Below are 16,301 nucleotides of genomic sequence, written 5' to 3'. Positions count from 1 at the left end.
CCATCACCCCATCATGCGTCAGGGGTGAGTGTGAACAGGGGTTGCCGCCCGGACTACCGATGACGATGCCGACCCGGCGAACTGGAGTGATTACCCGGAAATAACCGTGGAATTACCTGCAGCGGTACATATTTCAGGACCGCGCGTTGTCACCAGTAGGTGCCGGGCACCAGCCGGGCGGCCCGGCGCACGGTCGAGCGGGTGATCCGACCGGCTGTTGTTTGTTTGCGTGGTGTCGGGCGCAGTACCGGCAGTTCGGGTTCGCGCTCGACGACCTCTCCCTTCGCCGCGGGGGAATCGGGTAGCGCCCGGTAGTACCGGTGCATGACCCGATCCTTGATGCCGGGGGCGAGCAGCGCTCCGTACTCGCCCAGGGTTCCCACCGGGACATCGATCCGGCGCGGCCGATCGGTCAGTGCCCGGACAATGGTCGCGGCCGCCCATTCCGGTGACTCCGAGGGGCCCTGCCTGCCGCTCGGTGCGATCATCGGGGTACGCACCAGCGGCATGTGAATGGTGGTGAAGGTGATGTTGTCCGAGAGCATTTCGGCGGCGGTGACCTCGGCGAACTTGTCGAGCGCGGCCTTGCTGGCGAGATAGGCGGCGAAGCGGGGTGTCGCAGCCTGTACGCCGGCGCTGGAGATGTTCACGATGTGGCCGTCCTTGCGTTCGCGCATCTGCGGCAGCAACGCCAAGGTCATCCGCACCGCACCGAAGTAGTTGACCGCCATGGTGCGTTCGAAATCGTGGAGCCGGTCGGTGGAGCGGTGCACGGCCCGCCGGATGGAGCGGCCGGCGTTGTTGACCAGCATGTCGACCCGGCCGTGTTTTTCGAGGATGGTGGCCACCGTGTCGGCCACCGAATCGGAATCGGTGACATCGCACTGGTAGGCGTGGGCCTGTCCGCCCGCGGCCGTGATCTCGGCGACGACCGCGTCCAGCTCCTCGCCGCGCCGGGCGAGCAGCAGCACCACAGCCCCCTTGGCGGCGACTGCGGTGGCGGCAGCCCGGCCGATTCCGGAGGACGCTCCGGTGATGACGACGTACTTACCGGCCAGATCCCGGCGCGCTCGTCGACGGCCCAGGTAACCGGCCGCGTGATTGTCCGACATCGTCGCTCCCTTGCAGGTCGTTTCCCCCGAACTTACTCTAAAGTAAGTTCGGGGGAAAGGGGCCCGGTACGGAAGCACTCAGACGGTGAGCCGGTCCTCCTCGCTGATGAATACCGTCGCGATCACACTGATCACCGCCGTCACCACCAGATATCCGCAGGCGAGCCAGGGAGTGCCACCACCGGCCGCGATCAGTGCCGTCACCACCATCGGAGTAATGCCCGAGGCGTAGATTCCCGAGAACTGGTACACGAAGGACAGTCCGGTGTAGCGCACCTCGGGTGGGTAGAGCCCGGCGTACAAGGTCCCCTGGGCGCCGTAGAACAGCGCGTGCGCCACCCCGAACACGGCGATGATCGCAATCGTGAACACCACGATATTGCCCACCTCGAACAGGGCGAACACCGGGAACACCAGAATGCCGTACGCGGCGATACCGGCGATATAGATCCGCCGGGCACCGAAACGATCGGTCAGGATTCCGGAGACGGGGATGAGCGCTGCCATCACCACGGCCGCAACGGTCACCGACACCAGCACCGGAACCTGATCGAAGCCGAGATGGCCGGTCGCGAAGCTGATCGCGAAAACACCCCAGGTATTGAACGCCGCGCCCTCACCCCAGCGGGAGAGTAGCCCCAGCACCGTGTTGCGCCGGCTGCGCGCAGTGCGGAACAACTGGACCACAGGGACTTTCGAGATCCGATTGAGCCGATCGACCTCGCGGAACGCCGGGGTCTCGTCGATCTTCAGCCGGACCACCAGCCCGATCACCACCAGCACCACGCTCGCACCGAAGGCGATGCGCCAGCCGTAGTCCAGGAACGCCTGCTCACTCAGAGTCGAACGCAGCAGCGCGAAGACGCCGGTACCGAGGGCGAGTCCGAGTGCCAGGCCGATCTGCGGATAGCTGCCGAAGCGGCCGACCTTGTGGCGCGGGCTGTGCTCGACCGCCAGCAGTACCGCACCGGCCCATTCGCCACCGAGGGCGAAGCCCTGCAGAATACGCAACGCCAGCAACAGGATCGGTGCCGCGACACCGATTGCGGCGCTGGTGGGCAGCACACCCATCAGTGCGGTCGATCCGCCCATAATCGCCATGGTCAGCGCGAGAGTGCGTTTACGGCCGATGCGGTCGCCGATGTGGCCGAAGACCAATCCACCGATCGGGCGCATCAGGAATCCGACGGCGAAGGTGGCGAACGACAGCATGGTTCCGACGAACGCACTGGTCTCGGGAAAGAACAGGGTGTTGAAAACGATGCCGGCCGCGGTCGAGTAGAGGAAGAAGTCGTACCACTCGACGGTGGTGCCGATCAGGCTCGCCGCGATCGCCGTCCGCGTCTCGGCGGTGCCGAGTTCCGGTGCGTGCTCGGTGCGTGTGGTCGCCGGCACGGACTCCACTAACGACATGAGTCCCTATCCCTTCTGCCGCCGATCTGCGCAGTGGACAGTAGGGCAGTCCGGGGGGTCGCCGGGAGGGTTGAAATCAGCGCGATTCCTGCGCCGGATTCTGTAGCGGTGTCCGTTCGCACCGATCCGCCGCCGAGTAGAGCCGCCGGTACCGGTAGACCTGTCAGCCCGCGTGGGCTGCTGTCTGCGGTGGTGTGGTCTCGGCCAGGCACACCAATGCGTCGTACGCGGCAGTTCCGGGTTCGGCGCTGTAGGCGACCAGCCGTTGCCCGGTCGCGTTCGGCACGGCCAGCACCACGTAGTCGAGGGCGAAGGAGCCCACCGACGGGTGGTGCAGCCGCTTCTGCCCGCTCACCTTGTGCCGCAATTCGTGATCGGCCCACAGCTCCCGGAATGCCGTGCTGCCGGACTTCATTTCGGTCACCAGCCGGCGCAGTACCGGATCGTCCGGGCGCCGGCCGGTGGCCGCACGGAGATGCGCCACCGAATCGGCGGCGATATCGTCCCACTCCAGAAAGCGTTGTCTGGATTCGGGATCGGTGAACACGTAGCGCACGTTGTTGGGGCGGCGGGGAGTGTCGGTCAGGTGGCCGAACAGCGCTGCGGCACTGTCGTTCCAGGCGAGCACATCGCTGTAGCGGTTGATCACATAGGCGGCGGTCGGCGCCGACAGCAATTCCAGCATCCGCCGTGCGCCGGCGGTCAGCTCGTTCGGTTCGGCCGGTAGCAGCCGCGCGTCACCGCCCAGCGCGAACAGATGGTCACGCTCGTCGTCGGACAGACGCAGCGCATTCGCCAGTGCGGCAAGCACACTCGGCGAGGGATGTGGGGCACGGCCCTGTTCCAGACGGGTGTAGTAGCCGGGGCTGACGCCGGCCAGCGAAGCCAGTTCGGTCCGGCGCAGGCCCGGGGTGCGTCGTACTCCCTCGACCGGCAGGCCCAGCGTGGCGGGGTCCAGGGCGGTGCGGCGCGAGCGCAGGAACGATCCCAGTTCGGTTGCCTGTGTAGCTGCCACGTCGTCCTCCTACCGGCGTCGGGCCGCTCTCAGGGTAGCCCTGGCAGGTGCACCCTCGGCTATTGTCCGGTGCCGTCGCCGCGATCGATGCTGGTCGGGTGAGTACAACCGTCATCCTTCCCGGCACCGGCATCGAGACCGGCACCTCGCCGGCGCGGGCCCGATGGACCTTGTTCGCGGCCTCCTTCGGATTCCTGATGGTGAGTCTGGACGCGACCATCGTGAACGTCGCACTGCCCACGCTGGGTGACCAGCTCGGCGCGGGGCTGAGTCAATTGCAATGGGTGGTGGACAGCTACACCCTGGTCTTCGCTGCGTTCCAGCTGATCGGCGGAACGCTGGCCGACCGGATCGGCGCGCGCCGGGCGTTCACCGCGGGCCTGGTGTTGTTCATCCTCGCCTCACTGATCTGCGGGCTGGCGACCTCCCCGGCGATGTTGATCGCGGCCCGGTTCGCGCAGGGACTCGGGGCGGCGTTCCAGCTCCCGGCCTCCCTGGCGATGGTGCGGCACGCATACGACGATCCCACCCGGCGCGCCCATGCGGTCGGTCTGTGGGCGGCCGCGGGTGGTGCGGCGGTGGCGGCCGGTCCGGTGATCGGCGGGGTGCTGCTGGTGACCCTCGGCTGGCGGTCGCTGTTCCTGGTGAATCTGGTGATCGGTGCGCTGGGGTTGCTGGCCACGACTCGGGCGGCTTCGGCGCCCCTCGGTTCCGCCCGGCGGATCGACCCGGTCGGTCAGGTCACGGTGGTGCTGTCGCTGTGCGGCCTCACCTACGGCCTGATCGAGGGCGGCCACCAGGGCTGGACCTCGCTGCCGGTGCTCACTGCTCTGCTCGCGGCCACGGCCGGTATCGCCTTCTTCGCCCGGTGGGAGAGCCGGGTCGAGGACCCGATGCTGCCGCTGTCGCTGTTCACCGGGTCGACCTTCTCGGCCGCTTCGGTCGTCGGTTTCGTACAGAACTTCGCCTACTACGGCATCGTCTTCCTGCTGTCGTTGTTCCTGCAGGAACTGGGTGGCAACTCGGCGCTGGTGACCGGTCTGGTCTTCCTGCCGATGAGTTTCGCGGCGCTGACGGCGAACCTGCTCGGCGGCCGGATCACCGCCGCGCTCGGCCCGCGACTGCCGATAGTCGGTGGTCAGATCGCCTTCGCCGCGGGACTGCTGGCGCTGCTGTTCGCCGGTGCGCAAGCTCCGCTGTGGCTGATCTGCATGGCGACGATTCCGGTCGGCTTCGGCGCCGGAACCGTCGTCCCGGCGATGACCAGCGCGGTGATGGAGGCGGTACCGGCCGAATATGCCGGTGTGGCCTCCGCGCAGTTGAACACGGCCCGGCAGGTCGGGGGTGCAGTCGGTGTCGCGGTATTCGGCGGGCTGGTGGCCGGTGACTTCCTCGGTGGTCTGCAGACCTCGTTGATGACCGCGGCGGTGGCGCTGCTGGCCGCCGCGGCGGTGGGTGCGAAATATGTCCGGCGCCGTTGAGCGCGGTGAGCTCTCCCGCGCGTAACCGGTCGAACCCACGTGTCGGACTCGGCGGCTACGATCGATGTCGAAAGTATGTTCGAGTCGAGAGGTGCTGGTATGGGCTGGGGCAACGGTCCGCCGACCTGGGCGGAGATGGAGCGGGTGCTCTCCGGTCTGCCCGGTCGCGGGGCGGAGCCGCCGGGGGACGGTGGCGACAGTCCGGCATGGTCGCGGACCCGTGGTGCGTACCGGGCGGGCCCGCAGTCGGCGCTCGAGAGCCCCGTGGTGCCGTATGCCGAGCTGCATGCTCATTCCGGGTACAGCTTTCTCGACGGCGCCGCACAGCCGGAGGAGCTGGTGGAGGAGGCGGTGCGGCTGGGGCTCGAGGCGTTGGCGCTCACCGATCACAACGGTTTCTACGGGGTGGTCCGGTTCGCCGAGGCCGCCGCCGAATGGGGACTGCCGACGGTGTTCGGTGCGGAACTGTCGCTGGGGGAGTACCGCGAGGAATCCGGTCCGGCCGCACTGCTCGACTCCGCGCCGATGACCGATTCGCAACCGCGTACCGGGGCACCGGACCCGGCCGGACCGCATCTGCTGGTGCTGGCGCGCGGGCAGGAAGGCTATCGGCGGTTGTCACGGGAAATGTCGGCCGCGCACATGGTCGCCGGTGAGAAGGGGATCCTGCGCTACGACCCGGACCGGCTCGCCGCGGCGGCGGACGGGCACTGGCACATCCTCACCGGCTGTCGCAAAGGGCAGGTACGACGAGCACTCGAACGCGGTGACGCCGAGGCGGAGGCCGCGCTGCGGGATCTGATGGATCGTTTCGGCCGCGATCGGGTGAGTGTCGAACTCACCCATCACGGCGTGCCCACCGACGATGAACGCAACAGCCGCCTGATCGCGCTCGCCGACCGGCTGCGGATTCCGGTAGTCGCCACTACCGCAGCACATTTCGCCACTCCGAGTCAGCGGCGCCGGGCGATGGCGATGGCGGCGATCCGGGCCCGCCGCAGCCTGGACGAGCTCGCCGGATGGTTACCGCCCACCGGCGGCGCACATCTGCGTTCGGGTGCGGAAATGGCGCGTTTGTTCGCCGACTGCCCGCGGGCGGTGACCGGCGCGGCCGAGCTGGCTCGCGAATGTGGGTTCGATCTGCGCCTGATCGCCCCGCAACTACCGCCGTTCGACGTGCCCGACGGCCACGACGAGAACTCCTGGCTGCGTGAGCTGACGCTGATCGGGGCGCACCGCAGATATGGCCCGCCACAGGGGAATCCGAAGGCCTACCGCCAGCTCGAACACGAGCTGCGCATCATCACCGAACTGAACTTCCCCGGCTATTTCCTGGTGGTGCACGATATCGTCGACTTCTGCCGGAACAACGACATCCTGTGTCAGGGGCGGGGTTCGGCGGCCAATTCCGCGGTCTGCTACGCGATCGGCATCACGAATGTGGATCCGGTGGCCAACGACCTGCTGTTCGAACGGTTCCTGTCTCCCGAGCGGGACGGTCCGCCCGATATCGATATCGATATCGAATCCGATCGCCGGGAAGAGGCGATTCAGCACGTCTACAACAAATACGGCCGGGAATATGCGGCCCAGGTCGCCAACGTGATCACCTATCGGGGAAAGTCCGCGGTACGCGATGCCGCGCGGGCCCTGGGGTTTTCTCCCGGTCGGCAGGATGCGTTCAGTAAACAGGTGAGCCGCTGGTCCGGGGTCGCCACCGAAACGCATACCGATATTCCGGAGCGGGTACTGCAGCTGGCCGGCGAGATCGAAGGGCTGCCCCGGCATCTCGGCATTCATTCCGGCGGCATGGTCATCTGTGATCGTCCGATCGCCGATGTCTGTCCCGTGGAGTGGGCGCGCATGTCCGGGCGCAGTGTGCTGCAGTGGGACAAGGACGATTGTGCCGCAGTAGGTTTGGTGAAATTCGACATGCTCGGCCTGGGCATGTTGTCGGCACTGCACTACATGATCGACCTGGTACGCGAACACGAAGGCGTCGCGGTCGAACTGCACGCACTGGATCTCACCGAGCCCGCCGTCTACGAGATGTTGTCCCGAGCGGATTCGGTGGGGGTGTTCCAGGTGGAGTCGAGGGCGCAGATGGCCACCCTGCCGCGGCTGCGCCCGCGAGGTTTCTACGATCTGGTCGTCGAGGTCGCGCTGATCCGTCCCGGCCCCATTCAGGGTGGTTCGGTGCATCCGTATATCCGGCGCCGCAACGGCCGCGACGAGGTGATCCTCGACCATCCTGCGCTGGAGAGCTCGCTGGCCCGGACACTCGGGATTCCGTTGTTCCAGGAGCAACTCATGCAGATGGCGGTCGATATCGCGGGCTTCACCGCGGCCGAGGCCGATCAGCTGCGCCGGGCGATGGGGTCGAAGCGGTCGCCGGAGCGCATGGAACGCTTACGGGAACGCTTCTATCAGGGAATGCACGAGCTGCACGGCATCACCGGGGAACTTGCCGACCGCATCTACGAGAAGATCTACGCATTCGCCAATTTCGGTTTCCCGGAAAGTCATTCACAGAGTTTCGCCGCGCTCGTATTCTATTCGGCCTGGTTCAAGCTGCATCATCCCGCGGCCTTCTGCGCGGGCCTGCTGAATGCGCAGCCGATGGGCTTCTATTCACCACAATCGCTGGTGGCCGATGCCCGGCGGCACGGCGTGGTGGTGCACGGGCCCGACGTCAATCACAGCCTCGTGGGGGCGACCCTGGAAGGGGACGGCAGCCGGGTCCGGCTGGGATTGTCCTCGATCCGGCATATCGGCGACGCTGTGGCCGAGCAGATCGTCGCGGCGCGCGCAGCCGGTCCGTTCACCTCGTTCCTGGACCTGACCGGACGGGTCGAGCTGACTGTGCCGCAGGCCGAGGCCCTCGCCACTGCCGGTGCGCTCGACAGTATCGGTCCCGAATCGTCCGATGGCGCGGCGGAAACCGGTACGAGCCGGCGGCAGGCCCTGTGGGCGGCCGGTGCCGCGGCGGGGGAACGTGCCGACCGCCTGCCCGGAACCGGCGCCGTCACCGACGCGCCGGCACTGCCCGGTATGAGCGCACTGGAAATGGCGGCCGCGGATGTATGGGCCACCGGGGTCTCACCCGGTAGCTATCCGACCGAGTTCCTGCGCTCACGCCTGGACGAACTCGGTGTGGTGCCCGCGAATCAGCTACTTGCCGTGGCCGACGGTTCGAAGGTTCTGGTGGGCGGCGCGGTCACCCACCGGCAGCGCCCGGCCACGGCCTCCGGTGTCACCTTCCTCAATCTGGAGGACGAGACGGGCATGGTGAATGTGGTCTGCTCGGTGGGGTTGTGGCGTCGCTATCGCCGCATCGTGCAAGGAGCGCCCGCGCTGCTGATCCGGGGCCGGGTACAGAATGCGGAGGGGGTGGTGAGCATCATGGCCGACCATGTCCAGCCGATGGAGTTGCGGATGCCGTCGAGGTCTCGCGATTTCCGTTGAGTGGAGTGCATTCTCGCGAACGGGGTGCGGATGCGGGCGTACTGGTGACATCGGTGTCCGATGTGGATATTGTTTGAAAGGTGCTCGGGGGGAAAGTGTTTCAATTCGGATCAATTGTCCGGAATCGGCAAGGGGGAAGTGTGAACGCTATCTGTGTCAGTCGTCGTCATCATCGCTACTCGGGTCCCTCCGGCTGCGCCGGGGGCCGGCGTCCTCGCATTCGCTGCGGTTGCCCGGTATCGGCGCGGAAAATATGTTGCGGTACAAGCACATCCACGTGGTCCGCCGATCCGGGGTGAGCTGCTGCCCGGTCGTGGAACGGAAATGTGCCCCGGCAGGATCGGTCGCACCGCTCACGGAGGGGATGTGTGGTGCGACCGACAGGATCGTGTTCACGGTCGGTGGTCGGTGCTCGTCCGGGGAGTGTCGTCAGGGCCCGGCCGCTATCCTGCGAGGGCACAGCCGCGAGAACGGCATCCCGGCAGACACTCCAGGAGCAGCCCGTGCCGACCATCGTCCGCGCCACGATCAAACCCAACAGCCGTAAGGGCCCACTCGTCGAGACCCTCGAGGACGGCACCCTGCAGCTGTATGTGCGGGCGCCCGCAGTGGAGGGCAAAGCGAACAAGGCCGCCATCGAACTGCTCGCCCGCCACTACGGGGTGCCGAAATCCGCAGTGCGCCTCACCGCCGGGGCCACCTCGCGTTTCAAGCGCTTCGACATCGACGATTAGCTCCTCGCGATGCCGCGCGACCCGTTGGGGATCAGTCCCGGCGGGCACGCGACCAGCCGTACCGCGGCCGGGTTGCCCGGGGGCGTGGGCTCGCTCGCCGACCGAGTCGGTCCGGGCCGGGCAGCTTCCCGGCGCCCGGCCGTCCGAGGGCCAGCGGGTAGCAGGCGAATCCGATCAACACCGCGGTGAAGTGTCCGACGTCGGTGAAGTCCTGGTCGAACAGCAGTGGGATCGCATACCAGATCAGGACCGCCGCGGCGTAAGTGAAACGCCACGGCCGCGGGATCCGGTACGCCAGCATCGCGACCACGCCCGCGAGGGCATAACTGACCCCCACGTCCAGCGTGAACATATCTCCCGCGGGCGCGTCGCCGTGGTGGATCTCCCAGGAGAGGATTCCCTCGCTGAGATAGGTGGCGCCCACGTGCGCGATCACCACGACGGCGAGCCAGCGCAGTGTGCCCAGCCATCGTTCGGCGGGAACATGGAAAATGTTGAACAGCAATGCATACCAGATCCACGACCAGTACCAGGTCTGTTCGCCGGGCAGCCAGAGCGCACTGGCGACCAGCACGTGAAGCGGGTCCTCACTCAGGTGGTGCAGATTCGTCGAACGATTGCCGAGCACCTCGCGGGTGAGTTCCGGAGACAGCTGGTTCAGCACCGTGGTCGTGATCAGCAGGATGGCCAACCAGACGAAGGTGCCCGGTGCCCGGCGGACATAGGACCACACGGCATGGGCGATACTGCGCGCCCGCGTCGAATGCCTCCGGCCGACTGCCGGAGCCGAATCGTCCGATGTCGTCATCTCAGCCGAGCGAGATATCGAACCGCACGTCCGGACGAGCCGCCACCGCTGCCGGCTTGCTCGATGCGTGATCGTTCGCAGGCATCTAGTCACCTACCTCTATTGTGAGCCGCCGAACCTCAGAATAGCTGCGCCATTGCCATTCGGGACGGTGTCGGAGGTGTCGGAGAGGACAGCGCAGTCCGGCCGGTGCTGCCGCTCAGGGCGCGTGTGGCGTTCCTACACCGCCCCGGGGAACCCCAGCTGTCGCCATGCTTCGTAGACCGCGACCGCTGCCGCATTGGACAGATTCATCGACCGGCGGCCCGGAAGCATCGGGATGCGTACTTGCTCGGTGAGATGCGGATCGGCCAGCACCTCGGGCGGTAGGCCGGTCGGTTCCGGTCCGAACAGCAGGACATCACCGGCGCGATAGGAGATGTCGGTGTTGCGGGTGGTGCCCTGGGTGGTGAACGCGAAGACCCGTTCGGGCTGCATCGCCTTCCAGGCGGCGGCGAGGTTCTCGTGCACGGTGACCATCGCGAGGTCGTGATAGTCCAGCCCGGCGCGCCGCAGCTTCGGCTCCGACAGATCGAACCCGAGCGGCTCGATCAGATGCAGTTCGCAGCCCGTACCTGCCACCAGACGGATCGCATTACCGGTATTCGGGGGGATACGCGGTTCGAAGAACACCAGCTTGAGCACACCGAGACGGTACCGATGACCACACCAGGCCGACGACCCGGAGGGGTGAGTGCGACAATCGCACCCGTGACCGATGCACCCGCCGCCGAGCCGCAGCAGTCCAGCCCGATGAACCGGTTTTTCCAGGTTCATCTGCCGATGCTGCTCGTTGCCGTGGTAATGCTGGTCGCGGTGGTGTTCGTGGCGCAGGACCGGTGGCGGCGCGGGGCGTTCTTCATCGGCGGGGCGACGCTGCTCGCTGCCGCGTTCCGGCTGTGCCTGCCGCCGGCTCGGGTGGGGCTGCTGGCGGTGCGGAGCCGGCCGTTCGATGTCGGTGCCTACACCGTGCTCGGCGGTGCGATCGTCGTGCTGTCGGTGACGATCAGCAGCCTCGGCGTGGGCTAGCCGCTCAGGATTCGCGGGCGTCCTTCGCGGCCCGTGCCAGGGCCATCGTCTGTTCGAGCAGTTTCGCGATCGCGTCGAATTCGGTGAGGAACCCGTCGTGCCCGTCGCGGGAGTGCACCACTTCCAGGCCCTTGCAGCCGGGCAGCAGCTCGGCCAGTTCCTGCTGGGTCCGCAGCGGGTACAGCCGATCGGAGTCGACACCGCCCACCACACACGGAACCGGGGTGGAGGCCAGCGCGGCCTCGATGCCGCCGCGGCCGCGGCCCACGTCGTGCCGGTTCATGGCCTCGGTGAGCAGGATGTAGGTGGCCGCATCGAATCGGGCCACCAGCTTCGTGGCCTGGTGTTCCAGATAGCTCTGCACCGCGTACCGGCCGCCGTTCCACGGATCCTCCTCGCCCTGCGGCGAGTTGGCGAAGCGGTGGTCGAGCTCGAATTCGGTGCGGTAGCTCAGATGTGCGATCCGCCGTGCGACCCCGAGGCCGGCGCGGGGGCTGCGGCCGGTGCCGTGATAGTTGCCGTCCTGCCAGTCCGGATCGGATTTTATCGCCGCGATCTGGGTGGTCTGGGTGCCGATCTGGTCGGCGGTGGCGCGGGCACCTACCGCCAGTACGAGAGCGGCGTCGAGCCGATCGGGATAGCCGACCATCCACTCGAGCACCCGCATACCGCCCATGGAACCGCCGACGGCCGCCGCGACGCGGTCGATGCCGAGCCGGTCCAGCAGTGCCACCTCGGCGGTGACCTGATCGCGGATCGAGGTTTCGGGGAATCGGTTACCCCACGGCTTACCGTCCGGTGCGAGGGACGCGGGCCCGGTGCTGCCCTGGCAGCCGCCGATGACATTCGTCGCGACGACGCACCAGCGGTCGGTGTCGAGCGGAGCTCCCGGGCCGACCAGCCCCTCCCACCAGCCGGGTGCGGACTGCGGATCGTCGAGGTTCGCGCTGACGTGGGAATCGCCGGTCAGCGCATGTTCGACAAGCACCACATTGTCCAGTTCGGGGGACAGTTCACCCCAGCGCTGTACTGCCAGTTCGACGCCGGGGACGAGGGCGCCGTTCTCCAGCCGCACGTCGCCGATCGTCACGGTTCCCAGTTGCCCGCCGGCGGGGGGCAGTAGCGCCGCGGCGCCGGTGCGGGACGCGTTCGATTCGATACTCACGGTCACCGCGCTGCCACCGTGTCGGGCCGGGCCGGCCGGGAGGCGACACCGGGCACTGCCGGACAGGCGTGCGACGTGCGCACATGTGTGGAGGCGATGCGGGTGACGAGGGAACACACATCCCTGATGGTAGCGACACGCCTGTGGGCCCCTGCCGCCTCCACGTCCTCGAGGCCGATGTGCACGGTGCACTCACTCACTTGTGACTCCTGATGGTCGCGCTTGCCCTCGGCTCTCGAGGGCCCGGTCAATCACCCGGAGCACCCCACCGGACCTGGAGGGTTGCCGGCCAGCGAGCCGGGGCTTGGCACTGGCACTCATGACCTGCTGTGGATGGTAACAATCGCCCGCGGCGGGGTCGAGATTTGGGCTCGGCCGAACCGGCGGTGATCCTGGGCGGTGTGACGTGGCTATCTCTCAATGGGATGGCCCCTGTCTTTGAGACACAGCGCACCAGTACGCTTGTCTTGTTTAGCACCAGGCGTCTCGTGGACAACGCGGGGCGTATACGTTGTCTGTTGAACAGCTGGGGTCCGCTCACAAGCGTGCTCGCCTAGCCGTGCAATGGGAGCACACCTTCCTTAGGAGGACACGAAGATCCATGTCCAAGATCAAGGTTGAAGGGACCGTCGTCGAACTCGATGGCGACGAAATGACCCGGATCATCTGGCAGTTCATCAAGGACAAGCTGATCCACCCGTACCTCGATGTGAACATCGAGTACTACGACCTCGGTATCGAATCGCGCGACAAGACCGACGATCAGGTCACGGTCGATGCGGCCAACGCCATCAAGAAGTACGGCGTCGGCGTCAAATGCGCCACCATCACCCCCGATGAGGCGCGTGTCGAGGAGTTCGGCCTCAAGAAGATGTGGCGTTCGCCGAACGGCACGATTCGTAACATTCTCGGCGGCACCATCTTCCGTGCGCCGATCATCATCTCCAATGTGCCGCGTCTGGTACCGGGCTGGAGCAAGCCGATCATCATCGGCCGCCACGCCTTCGGCGACCAGTACCGCGCCACCGACTTCAAGGTGCATCAGGCCGGCACCGTCACGCTGCAGTTCACCCCGGAGGACGGCTCCGAGCCGATCGTCCACGAAGTGGTGAAGATGCCCGAGGACGGCGGCGTCGTCATGGGCATGTACAACTTCAAGAAGTCCATCGAGGACTTCGCGCGGGCCTCGCTGAACTACGGCCTGCAGCAGAACTACCCGGTCTACATGTCGACCAAGAACACCATCCTGAAGGCCTACGACGGCATGTTCAAGGACACCTTCCAGGAGATCTACGAAAACGAGTTCAAGCAGGAGTTCGAGGCCGCAGGCCTCACCTACGAGCACCGCCTGATCGACGACATGGTCGCCTCCGCGCTCAAGTGGGAGGGCGGCTACGTCTGGGCCTGCAAGAACTACGACGGCGACGTGCAGTCCGACACCGTGGCGCAGGGCTTCGGCTCGCTGGGCCTGATGACCTCGGTGCTGCTCACCCCGGACGGCAAGACCTGTGAGGCCGAGGCTGCCCACGGCACCGTCACCCGGCATTTCCGCCAGCACCAGCAGGGCAAGCCCACCTCCACCAACCCGATCGCCTCGATCTTCGCGTGGACGCGTGGCCTGGCTCATCGCGGCAAGCTGGACAACAACCCCGAGCTGATCGGCTTCGCACAGACCCTCGAGGATGTGGTCATCAAGACCGTCGAGAGCGGCCAGATGACCAAGGATCTGGCGCTGCTGGTCGGTGGCAACCAGGGCTACCTGACCACCGAGGAATTCCTCGGTGTGCTCGATGCCAACCTGGCGCGCGAACTGAGCTGAGTGCAGGTCGGCCGGACCGGGATCCGGATCGGCCGATAGATCTACCCGGGCACCCGCCCCCACCCTCACGGTGGCCGCGGGTGCCCGAATTGTTTCCGCAGGTATCCGGTCCGGCAGTAGGGTGCAGCCGCGGTGAGTGGAATCACCACTCGAGCTGGTATCGCCGCCGGCGTGCGTGGCGTTGGCCCCACCTATGGCCAACTCTGCTCCCGCCGCGACATCTGTTCCCGCTGCGTCGACCGAAGCGGTCACCGATCCAGCGGTAGCCACGATCGCTGCGCCCGCAGAGCACGACCTGTCCGCTGCCTCCGCCGCGGGCACGATCCAGGTCGGCGCGGAGGCGGCGCAGCCGCGAGCCGGCTGGCACATCCCGGCCATGCTCGCCCTGGCGCTCGGCGGATTCGGTATCGGCACCACCGAGTTCGTCACGATGGGCCTGCTTCCCGATATCGCCGCGGATCTGCACGTCACCGAGCCCACTGCCGGCCATGCGGTCTCGGCCTATGCGCTGGGAGTGGTGGTCGGAGCACCACTGATCGCAGCGTTGTGCGCGCGCGTTCCCCGTAAACGTCTGCTGATCGCGTTGATGATCGCCTTCACCGTGGGCAATATCGCCTCGGTGCTGGCGCCGGTGTTCCCGACCCTGGTCGGCGCCCGGTTCGTCGCCGGACTTCCCCACGGTGCCTACTTCGGGGTGGCGTCGCTGGCGGCGGCCTCGCTGGCCCCGGTGGGGCAGCGCGCCAAAGCGGTCGCCGCGGTCATGCTAGGCCTGAGTGCGGCCAATGTGGTGGGGGTTCCTGCCGCGACCTGGCTGGGGCAGAGCCTGGGCTGGCGTGACGCCTATGTCGTGGTGGCGGTCATCGGGTTGGCGACCGTGGCTGCGATCGCGCGGTATGTGCCCGACCTGACCGGGATCCGTATCACCGATCCACGTACCGAACTGGGTGCCCTGCGCCGCCCACAGGTGCTGCTGACCCTGGTGGTGGGTGCGGTCGGATTCGGCGGCATGTTCGCGGTGTACACCTACATCACCTCGACTCTCACCGACGTCGCCGGCCTGGCGCAGGGCCTGGTCCCGATCGTGCTGGCGCTGTTCGGGCTCGGCATGGTGGCCGGCAATATCGTCGGCGGTGTGCTCGCCGACCGTGGCGTGGATCGTTCGATCTTCGCGGCTCTGGTCGCGATGGTCGTGATCCTCGCCGGGTTCGTCGCCGCGGCGCACAATCCGTTCACCGCGGGTGTCGGCGCGTTCCTCGTCGGTGCCTCCGGTGCGGCGATCGCTCCCGGTTTGCAGACCCGGCTCATGGATGTCGCGCACGACGCGCAGACGCTGGCGGCGGCGCTCAATCACGCCGCGCTCAATATCGCGAACGCGGCCGGGGCGTGGCTGGGCGGCATGGTGATCGCGGCCGGGCTCGGCTACACCGCTCCGGCGGTGGTCGGTGCCGGCCTGGCGGTAGCGGGCGTGCTGCTCTTCACGCTCACCACCTGGCTCGCCCGCCGTCCGGCCGCAGGATGAGTTTCGTTCAATCCTGTATGTAAGTGTAAGATTTCCGGAATGGCCAGATCACTCACCGGCAGGCCGCCGCGCCGCACGCAGGAACAACGCAGCAGTGAGATGCGTGTTCGCCTGCTCGATGCGACCATCGAGTGTCTCGTCGAATTCGGCTACGCCGGCACCACCACGCCGCGGGTGGCCGAGCGGGCAGGGGTGACCCGAGGCGCGCAAGTGCATCATTTCGGCTCCAAGACTGATCTGGTCGTCGCCGCGATCTCGCATCTGGCCCAGCGGCGCACCGAGGCTGCGATGAAGGAGCTGGGCCGGTTGCGCGTCGGCGACGACCCGATCGGCACCACCCTGGACGCCATGTGGGATCTGCACCAGGGGCCGCTGTTCATCGCCGCGATGGAGTTGTGGGTCGCGGGACGAACCGATCCCGTGCTGGCGGCCGAGGTCGAGAAGGTGGAACCGTTCGTCAACAACGCGGTGTTGCTGGCGGTCTCCCAACTGGTTCCGGACGAGATGCGGCGCAAGGAAGTTCGTGATTTCGCCTACACCGCGATGGATACCTTGCGTGGGATTCTGGTGTCGAACTTCGTCTCCTCGGATCCCGAGCGCGCGCATCGGCGCTGGCGGCGTGCCGCGGCGCAGTTGCGGCTCGCCGCCCAGGTGGCATTGCCGGGCCTAGGGGGCGACCGGGAGCCGGCCTCCGAGCAGTAG

At 67.1% G+C, this 16,301-nt stretch carries 13 protein-coding genes and 1 riboswitch; of the genes, 7 read left to right on the top strand and 6 right to left on the bottom strand.

Going from position 1 to position 16,301, the window contains the following annotated elements:
* Positions 1 to 149: 149 nt before the first annotated feature.
* The 3 genes from NV2_RS11655 to NV2_RS11645 form a co-directional block, all read right to left on the bottom strand.
* Positions 150 to 1,112: an SDR family NAD(P)-dependent oxidoreductase gene (locus tag NV2_RS11655; protein WP_067871794.1), complete on the bottom strand. Its 963-nt coding sequence runs from the start codon at positions 1,110 to 1,112 to the stop codon at positions 150 to 152.
* Between the two features lie 78 nt (positions 1,113 to 1,190).
* Positions 1,191 to 2,525, bottom strand: a complete 1,335-nt coding sequence (locus NV2_RS11650) for an MFS transporter (protein WP_067871791.1) — start codon at positions 2,523 to 2,525, stop codon at positions 1,191 to 1,193.
* A gap of 163 nt (positions 2,526 to 2,688) precedes the next feature.
* Positions 2,689 to 3,540, bottom strand: coding sequence for a helix-turn-helix transcriptional regulator (locus NV2_RS11645; protein WP_084474382.1), 852 nt, complete (start codon positions 3,538 to 3,540; stop codon positions 2,689 to 2,691).
* Positions 3,541 to 3,638: 98 nt separating this feature from the next.
* On the opposite strand from NV2_RS11645, the gene NV2_RS11640 reads away from it, so the two are divergent.
* The 3 genes from NV2_RS11640 to NV2_RS11625 all read left to right on the top strand — a co-directional run bounded on the left by NV2_RS11640 (position 3,639) and on the right by NV2_RS11625 (position 9,220).
* Entirely contained in the window at positions 3,639 to 5,021 is a 1,383-nt protein-coding gene (locus NV2_RS11640; protein WP_157102863.1) for an MFS transporter, read from the top strand.
* A 99-nt stretch (positions 5,022 to 5,120) separates the two neighbouring features.
* Positions 5,121 to 8,486: an error-prone DNA polymerase gene (locus NV2_RS11635; protein WP_067871785.1), complete on the top strand. Its 3,366-nt coding sequence runs from the start codon at positions 5,121 to 5,123 to the stop codon at positions 8,484 to 8,486.
* Between the two features lie 503 nt (positions 8,487 to 8,989).
* Entirely contained in the window at positions 8,990 to 9,220 is a 231-nt protein-coding gene (locus tag NV2_RS11625; protein ID WP_067871779.1) for a DUF167 domain-containing protein, read from the top strand.
* A gap of 31 nt (positions 9,221 to 9,251) precedes the next feature.
* On the opposite strand, the gene NV2_RS11620 is transcribed toward NV2_RS11625, so the two are convergent.
* Together NV2_RS11620 and NV2_RS11615 are read right to left on the bottom strand one after the other, a co-directional pair.
* The gene (locus NV2_RS11620; protein WP_067871776.1) at positions 9,252 to 10,028 is read right to left on the bottom strand and encodes a rhomboid-like protein; all 777 of its coding nucleotides are present in this window, start codon (positions 10,026 to 10,028) and stop codon (positions 9,252 to 9,254) included.
* A 219-nt stretch (positions 10,029 to 10,247) separates the two neighbouring features.
* Complete coding sequence (locus NV2_RS11615; protein ID WP_067871773.1) at positions 10,248 to 10,712, bottom strand: tRNA (cytidine(34)-2'-O)-methyltransferase; 465 nt, start codon at positions 10,710 to 10,712, stop codon at positions 10,248 to 10,250.
* Between the two features lie 108 nt (positions 10,713 to 10,820).
* Here NV2_RS11615 and NV2_RS11610 point away from each other — a divergent pair, with 108 nt between their 5' ends.
* Positions 10,821 to 11,096, top strand: a complete 276-nt coding sequence (locus NV2_RS11610; RefSeq protein WP_067871981.1) for a DUF3017 domain-containing protein — start codon at positions 10,821 to 10,823, stop codon at positions 11,094 to 11,096.
* 4 nt (positions 11,097 to 11,100) lie between these two features.
* On the opposite strand, the gene metX is transcribed toward NV2_RS11610, so the two are convergent.
* Complete coding sequence (gene metX, locus NV2_RS11605; RefSeq protein WP_084474379.1) at positions 11,101 to 12,267, bottom strand: homoserine O-acetyltransferase MetX; 1,167 nt, start codon at positions 12,265 to 12,267, stop codon at positions 11,101 to 11,103.
* 207 nt (positions 12,268 to 12,474) lie between these two features.
* Positions 12,475 to 12,586: riboswitch (SAM riboswitch) on the bottom strand.
* 276 nt (positions 12,587 to 12,862) lie between these two features.
* Here metX and NV2_RS11600 point away from each other — a divergent pair.
* The 3 genes from NV2_RS11600 (at position 12,863) to NV2_RS11590 (ending at position 16,301) form a co-directional block, all read left to right on the top strand.
* Entirely contained in the window at positions 12,863 to 14,080 is a 1,218-nt protein-coding gene (locus NV2_RS11600) for an NADP-dependent isocitrate dehydrogenase (protein ID WP_067871770.1), read from the top strand.
* A gap of 136 nt (positions 14,081 to 14,216) precedes the next feature.
* On the top strand, positions 14,217 to 15,599 hold the full coding sequence (locus NV2_RS11595; protein WP_373863552.1) for an MFS transporter: 1,383 nt from the start codon (positions 14,217 to 14,219) through the stop codon (positions 15,597 to 15,599).
* Positions 15,600 to 15,638: 39 nt separating this feature from the next.
* Complete coding sequence (locus NV2_RS11590) at positions 15,639 to 16,301, top strand: TetR/AcrR family transcriptional regulator (protein WP_067871767.1); 663 nt, start codon at positions 15,639 to 15,641, stop codon at positions 16,299 to 16,301.

Source organism: Nocardia vermiculata NBRC 100427 (genome assembly GCF_001613265.1).
GTDB lineage: Bacteria > Actinomycetota > Actinomycetes > Mycobacteriales > Mycobacteriaceae > Nocardia > Nocardia vermiculata.
Note: the sequence above shows the minus strand (reverse complement) of the source record. Positions and strands in the feature narration are given on the sequence as shown.